General features: G+C 50.5%; 7 protein-coding genes and 3 pseudogenes. 5 read left to right on the plus strand and 5 right to left on the minus strand.

The genetic code is table 11. The features are described 5' to 3' along the window. Positions 1-83 precede the first annotated feature (83 nt). Both sacB and Xsze_RS21160 read left to right on the plus strand, forming a co-directional pair. Positions 84-1,265, plus strand: a pseudogene (gene sacB / locus Xsze_RS21155) (levansucrase); the annotation flags it as partial. A gap of 97 nt (positions 1,266-1,362) precedes the next feature. Next, complete coding sequence (locus tag Xsze_RS21160; protein WP_000412211.1) at positions 1,363-2,022, plus strand: type A-1 chloramphenicol O-acetyltransferase; 660 nt, start codon at positions 1,363-1,365, stop codon at positions 2,020-2,022. Positions 2,023-2,030: 8 nt separating this feature from the next. On the opposite strand, the gene Xsze_RS23175 is transcribed toward Xsze_RS21160, so the two are convergent. From Xsze_RS23175 to Xsze_RS21965, 4 genes and pseudogenes are all read right to left on the minus strand, one after another. Then, positions 2,031-2,156 carry a hypothetical protein gene (locus tag Xsze_RS23175; protein WP_276204244.1) on the minus strand — a complete coding sequence of 42 codons (126 nt, stop codon included), beginning with the start codon at positions 2,154-2,156 and terminating at the stop codon, positions 2,031-2,033. 29 nt (positions 2,157-2,185) lie between these two features. After that, a pseudogene (locus Xsze_RS21165) lies at positions 2,186-2,368 on the minus strand (MFS transporter); the annotation flags it as partial. 232 nt (positions 2,369-2,600) lie between these two features. Then, positions 2,601-2,762, minus strand: a pseudogene (locus tag Xsze_RS23040) (TraK family protein); the annotation flags it as partial. Then, positions 2,722-3,054: a hypothetical protein gene (locus Xsze_RS21965; protein ID WP_131817496.1), complete on the minus strand. Its 333-nt coding sequence runs from the start codon at positions 3,052-3,054 to the stop codon at positions 2,722-2,724. The pseudogene Xsze_RS23040 and the gene Xsze_RS21965, both read right to left, overlap by 41 nt. A 75-nt stretch (positions 3,055-3,129) precedes the next feature. Here Xsze_RS21965 and traJ point away from each other — a divergent pair, with 75 nt between their 5' ends. Continuing rightward, the gene (gene traJ / locus Xsze_RS21175; RefSeq protein ID WP_008832110.1) at positions 3,130-3,501 is read left to right on the plus strand and encodes a conjugal transfer transcriptional regulator TraJ; all 372 of its coding nucleotides are present in this window, start codon (positions 3,130-3,132) and stop codon (positions 3,499-3,501) included. Positions 3,502-3,535: 34 nt separating this feature from the next. Further along, complete coding sequence (traI, locus tag Xsze_RS21180) at positions 3,536-4,183, plus strand: TraI/MobA(P) family conjugative relaxase (protein WP_057077966.1); 648 nt, start codon at positions 3,536-3,538, stop codon at positions 4,181-4,183. A gap of 216 nt (positions 4,184-4,399) precedes the next feature. Here traI and Xsze_RS21185 read toward each other — a convergent pair whose 3' ends face one another. Further along, positions 4,400-5,236 (minus strand): AMP-binding protein, encoded by an 837-nt coding sequence (locus Xsze_RS21185; protein WP_065389587.1) that lies wholly within the window; start codon positions 5,234-5,236, stop codon positions 4,400-4,402. A 342-nt stretch (positions 5,237-5,578) separates the two neighbouring features. Here Xsze_RS21185 and araC point away from each other — a divergent pair, with 342 nt between their 5' ends. Further along, positions 5,579-6,457, plus strand: a complete 879-nt coding sequence (araC, locus tag Xsze_RS21195) for an arabinose operon transcriptional regulator AraC (protein ID WP_001300811.1) — start codon at positions 5,579-5,581, stop codon at positions 6,455-6,457. The last annotated feature ends 90 nt before the right edge of the window (positions 6,458-6,547 follow it).

Genomic DNA, 6,547 nt, shown 5'->3' on the forward strand with positions numbered 1-6,547 from the left:
AGACAATTGACGGCTTGACGGAGTAGCATAGGGTTTGCAGAATCCCTGCTTCGTCCATTTGACAGGCACATTATGCATCGATAGGCCTGGACGTTTGGGACAGCTGGCCATTACAAAACGCTGACGGCACTGTCGCAAACTATCACGGCTACCACATCGTCTTTGCATTAGCCGGAGATCCTAAAAATGCGGATGACACATCGATTTACATGTTCTATCAAAAAGTCGGCGAAACTTCTATTGACAGCTGGAAAAACGCTGGCCGCGTCTTTAAAGACAGCGACAAATTCGATGCAAATGATTCTATCCTAAAAGACCAAACACAAGAATGGTCAGGTTCAGCCACATTTACATCTGACGGAAAAATCCGTTTATTCTACACTGATTTCTCCGGTAAACATTACGGCAAACAAACACTGACAACTGCACAAGTTAACGTATCAGCATCAGACAGCTCTTTGAACATCAACGGTGTAGAGGATTATAAATCAATCTTTGACGGTGACGGAAAAACGTATCAAAATGTACAGCAGTTCATCGATGAAGGCAACTACAGCTCAGGCGACAACCATACGCTGAGAGATCCTCACTACGTAGAAGATAAAGGCCACAAATACTTAGTATTTGAAGCAAACACTGGAACTGAAGATGGCTACCAAGGCGAAGAATCTTTATTTAACAAAGCATACTATGGCAAAAGCACATCATTCTTCCGTCAAGAAAGTCAAAAACTTCTGCAAAGCGATAAAAAACGCACGGCTGAGTTAGCAAACGGCGCTCTCGGTATGATTGAGCTAAACGATGATTACACACTGAAAAAAGTGATGAAACCGCTGATTGCATCTAACACAGTAACAGATGAAATTGAACGCGCGAACGTCTTTAAAATGAACGGCAAATGGTACCTGTTCACTGACTCCCGCGGATCAAAAATGACGATTGACGGCATTACGTCTAACGATATTTACATGCTTGGTTATGTTTCTAATTCTTTAACTGGCCCATACAAGCCGCTGAACAAAACTGGCCTTGTGTTAAAAATGGATCTTGATCCTAACGATGTAACCTTTACTTACTCACACTTCGCTGTACCTCAAGCGAAAGGAAACAATGTCGTGATTACAAGCTATATGACAAACAGAGGATTCTACGCAGACAAACAATCAACGTTTGCGCCAAGCTTCCTGCTGAACATCAAAGGCAAGAAAACATCTGTTGTCAAAGACAGCATCCTTGAACAAGGACAATTAACAGTTAACAAATAAAAACGCAAAAGAAAATGCCGATATCCTATTGGCATTTTCTTTTATTTCTTATCAACATAAAGGTGAATCCCATAGGGCAGGAGCTAAGGAAGCTAAAATGGAGAAAAAAATCACTGGATATACCACCGTTGATATATCCCAATGGCATCGTAAAGAACATTTTGAGGCATTTCAGTCAGTTGCTCAATGTACCTATAACCAGACCGTTCAGCTGGATATTACGGCCTTTTTAAAGACCGTAAAGAAAAATAAGCACAAGTTTTATCCGGCCTTTATTCACATTCTTGCCCGCCTGATGAATGCTCATCCGGAATTCCGTATGGCAATGAAAGACGGTGAGCTGGTGATATGGGATAGTGTTCACCCTTGTTACACCGTTTTCCATGAGCAAACTGAAACGTTTTCATCGCTCTGGAGTGAATACCACGACGATTTCCGGCAGTTTCTACACATATATTCGCAAGATGTGGCGTGTTACGGTGAAAACCTGGCCTATTTCCCTAAAGGGTTTATTGAGAATATGTTTTTCGTCTCAGCCAATCCCTGGGTGAGTTTCACCAGTTTTGATTTAAACGTGGCCAATATGGACAACTTCTTCGCCCCCGTTTTCACCATGGGCAAATATTATACGCAAGGCGACAAGGTGCTGATGCCGCTGGCGATTCAGGTTCATCATGCCGTTTGTGATGGCTTCCATGTCGGCAGAATGCTTAATGAATTACAACAGTACTGCGATGAGTGGCAGGGCGGGGCGTAATTCCCGGGTCATGGCTGCGCCCCGACACCCGCCAACACCCGCTGACGCGCCCTGACGGGCTTGTCTGCTCCCGGCATCCGCTTACAGACAAGCTGTGACCGTCTCCGGGAGCTGCATGTGTCAGAGGTTTTCACCGTCATCACCGAAACGCGCGAGGCAGCAAGGAGATGGCGCCCAACAGTCCCCCGGCCACGGGGCCTGCCACCATACCCACGCCGAAACAAGCGCTCATGAGCCCGAAGTGGCGAGCCCGATCTTCCCCATCGGTGATGTCGGCGATATAGGCGCCAGCAACCGCACCTGTGGCGCCGGTGATGCCGGCCACGATGCGTCCGGCGTAGAGGATCCTTTTTGTCCGGTGTTGGGTTGAAGGTGAAGCCGGTCGGGGCCGCAGCGGGGGCCGGCTTTTCAGCCTTGCCCCCCTGCTTCGGCCGCCGTGGCTCCGGCGTCTTGGGTGCCGGCGCGGGTTCCGCAGCCTTGGCCTGCGGTGCGGGCACATCGGCGGGCTTGGCCTTGATGTGCCGCCTGGCGTGCGAGCGGAACGTCTCGTAGGAGAACTTGACCTTCCCCGTTTCCCGCATGTGCTCCCAAATGGTGACGAGCGCATAGCCGGACGCTAACGCCGCCTCGACATCCGCCCTCACCGCCAGGAACGCAACCGCAGCCTCATCACGCCGGCGCTTCTTGGCCGCGCGGGATTCAACCCACTCGGCCAGCTCGTCGGTGTAGCTCTTTGGCATCGTCTCTCGCCTGTCCCCTCAGTTCAGTAATTTCCTGCATTTGCCTGTTTCCAGTCGGTAGATATTCCACAAAACAGCAGGGAAGCAGCGCTTTTCCGCTGCATAACCCTGCTTCGGGGTCATTATAGCGATTTTTTCGGTATATCCATCCTTTTTCGCACGATATACAGGATTTTGCCAAAGGGTTCGTGTAGACTTTCCTTGGTGTATCCAACGGCGTCAGCCGGGCAGGATAGGTGAAGTAGGCCCACCCGCGAGCGGGTGTTCCTTCTTCACTGTCCCTTATTCGCACCTGGCGGTGCTCAACGGGAATCCTGCTCTGCGAGGCTGGCCGGCTACCGCCGGCGTAACAGATGAGGGCAAGCGGATGGCTGATGAAACCAAGCCAACCAGGAAGGGCAGCCCACCTATCAAGGTGTACTGCCTTCCAGACGAACGAAGAGCGATTGAGGAAAAGGCGGCGGCGGCCGGCATGAGCCTGTCGGCCTACCTGCTGGCCGTCGGCCAGGGCTACAAAATCACGGGCGTCGTGGACTATGAGCACGTCCGCGAGCTGGCCCGCATCAATGGCGACCTGGGCCGCCTGGGCGGCCTGCTGAAACTCTGGCTCACCGACGACCCGCGCACGGCGCGGTTCGGTGATGCCACGATCCTCGCCCTGCTGGCGAAGATCGAAGAGAAGCAGGACGAGCTTGGCAAGGTCATGATGGGCGTGGTCCGCCCGAGGGCAGAGCCATGACTTTTTTAGCCGCTAAAACGGCCGGGGGGTGCGCGTGATTGCCAAGCACGTCCCCATGCGCTCCATCAAGAAGAGCGACTTCGCGGAGCTGGTGAAGTACATCACCGACGAGCAAGGCAAGACCGAGCGCCTGGGTCACGTGCGCGTCACGAACTGCGAGGCAAACACCCTGCCCGCTGTCATGGCCGAGGTGATGGCGACCCAGCACGGCAACACCCGTTCCGAGGCCGACAAGACCTATCACCTGCTGGTTAGCTTCCGCGCGGGAGAGAAGCCCGACGCGGAGACGTTGCGCGCGATTGAGGACCGCATCTGCGCTGGGCTTGGCTTCGCCGAGCATCAGCGCGTCAGTGCCGTGCATCACGACACCGACAACCTGCACATCCATATCGCCATCAACAAGATTCACCCGACCCGAAACACCATCCATGAGCCGTATCGGGCCTACCGCGCCCTCGCTGACCTCTGCGCGACGCTCGAACGGGACTACGGGCTTGAGCGTGACAATCACGAAACGCGGCAGCGCGTTTCCGAGAACCGCGCGAACGACATGGAGCGGCACGCGGGCGTGGAAAGCCTGGTCGGCTGGATCCGGCCACGATGCGTCCGGCGTAGAGGATCTGAAGATCAGCAGTTCAACCTGTTGATAGTACGTACTAAGCTCTCATGTTTCACGTACTAAGCTCTCATGTTTAACGTACTAAGCTCTCATGTTTAACGAACTAAACCCTCATGGCTAACGTACTAAGCTCTCATGGCTAACGTACTAAGCTCTCATGTTTCACGTACTAAGCTCTCATGTTTGAACAATAAAATTAATATAAATCAGCAACTTAAATAGCCTCTAAGGTTTTAAGTTTTATAAGAAAAAAAAGAATATATAAGGCTTTTAAAGCTTTTAAGGTTTAACGGTTGTGGACAACAAGCCAGGGATGTAACGCACTGAGAAGCCCTTAGAGCCTCTCAAAGCAATTTTGAGTGACACAGGAACACTTAACGGCTGACATGGGAATTCCACATGTGGAATTCCACATGTGGAATTGTGAGCGGATAACAATTTGTGGAATTCCCGGGAGAGCTCGATATCGCATGCGGTACCTCTAGAGGCGCCGTTTAAACATTTAAATCTGCAGGCCAAGTTATCTGGGCTAAGGTAGTCATGGAGGATGTTGCAGGTAATGGCACTGGATTCTAATGATTTATCTACGTCTTCAAGAGTCACGATATGGATATTTTCTGCAACCAACCTGACCAATTTTTCCTTTAATTTTTCTTGGGTAAATATAATTTTCAGATTGCTATCGTGGATCATGTAACGAAGTCGTTCCTCTGGATAATCATGAGACAATGGCAGATACGCACCACCGGCAAAAAGAGTTCCCCAAGCTCCGATCATCTGCTCAATCGACGGTTCAACAAATATGCCGACGCAATCACCCGCTAAACATCCCAAGTTTTGCAGATAGCAGGCCAGATGCACACTGCCAATTGCCATTTCCAAATAACTGAGTCGCTCTTCACCGTGGATGACTGCTGTAGCCCAAGGAGTTGACCGGACGTGTGAAAAGAGTAATCCCGGTAGGCACTCTTTTCGTTGAAAACTCGCTGGTAACTTAATGTTATTTAACGTGGTCCAATTTTCAGTTTCCGGTTGAGTACTGGAGATATCGTATTTTCGATACTGTCCTGTTTGTAATATATTGCGCCATTTGATTATTGGGAGAGTTGATTGCATGCTAGCCTCCTGTTAGCCCAAAAAAACGGGTATGGAGAAACAGTAGAGAGTTGCGATAAAAAGCGTCAGGTAGGATCCGCTAATCTTATGGATAAAAATGCTATGGCATAGCAAAGTGTGACGCCGTGCAAATAATCAATGTGGACTTTTCTGCCGTGATTATAGACACTTTTGTTACGCGTTTTTGTCATGGCTTTGGTCCCGCTTTGTTACAGAATGCTTTTAATAAGCGGGGTTACCGGTTTGGTTAGCGAGAAGAGCCAGTAAAAGACGCAGTGACGGCAATGTCTGATGCAATATGGACAATTGGTTTCTTCTCTGAATGGCGGGAGTATGAAAAGTATGGCTGAAGCGCAAAATGATCCCCTGCTGCCGGGATACTCGTTTAATGCCCATCTGGTGGCGGGTTTAACGCCGATTGAGGCCAACGGTTATCTCGATTTTTTTATCGACCGACCGCTGGGAATGAAAGGTTATATTCTCAATCTCACCATTCGCGGTCAGGGGGTGGTGAAAAATCAGGGACGAGAATTTGTTTGCCGACCGGGTGATATTTTGCTGTTCCCGCCAGGAGAGATTCATCACTACGGTCGTCATCCGGAGGCTCGCGAATGGTATCACCAGTGGGTTTACTTTCGTCCGCGCGCCTACTGGCATGAATGGCTTAACTGGCCGTCAATATTTGCCAATACGGGGTTCTTTCGCCCGGATGAAGCGCACCAGCCGCATTTCAGCGACCTGTTTGGGCAAATCATTAACGCCGGGCAAGGGGAAGGGCGCTATTCGGAGCTGCTGGCGATAAATCTGCTTGAGCAATTGTTACTGCGGCGCATGGAAGCGATTAACGAGTCGCTCCATCCACCGATGGATAATCGGGTACGCGAGGCTTGTCAGTACATCAGCGATCACCTGGCAGACAGCAATTTTGATATCGCCAGCGTCGCACAGCATGTTTGCTTGTCGCCGTCGCGTCTGTCACATCTTTTCCGCCAGCAGTTAGGGATTAGCGTCTTAAGCTGGCGCGAGGACCAACGTATCAGCCAGGCGAAGCTGCTTTTGAGCACCACCCGGATGCCTATCGCCACCGTCGGTCGCAATGTTGGTTTTGACGATCAACTCTATTTCTCGCGGGTATTTAAAAAATGCACCGGGGCCAGCCCGAGCGAGTTCCGTGCCGGTTGTGAAGAAAAAGTGAATGATGTAGCCGTCAAGTTGTCATAATTGGTAACGAATCAGACAATTGACGGCTTGACGGAGTAGCATAGGGTTTGCAGAATCCCTGCTTCGTCCATTTGACAGGCACATTATGCA

It is taken from the genome of Xenorhabdus szentirmaii DSM 16338 (genome assembly GCF_002632585.1).
GTDB lineage: Bacteria > Pseudomonadota > Gammaproteobacteria > Enterobacterales > Enterobacteriaceae > Xenorhabdus > Xenorhabdus szentirmaii.

What these genes read in the sequence shown, in the direction of transcription:
- Xsze_RS21185 (WP_065389587.1), bottom strand. Translation starts at nt 5,236, where the DNA reads ATGCAATCAACTCTCCCAATAATCAAATGGCGCAATATATTACAAACA.
- araC (WP_001300811.1), top strand. Translation starts at nt 5,579, where the DNA reads ATGGCTGAAGCGCAAAATGATCCCCTGCTGCCGGGATACTCGTTTAAT.
- traJ (WP_008832110.1), top strand. Translation starts at nt 3,130, where the DNA reads ATGGCTGATGAAACCAAGCCAACCAGGAAGGGCAGCCCACCTATCAAG.
- Xsze_RS21160 (WP_000412211.1), top strand. Translation starts at nt 1,363, where the DNA reads ATGGAGAAAAAAATCACTGGATATACCACCGTTGATATATCCCAATGG.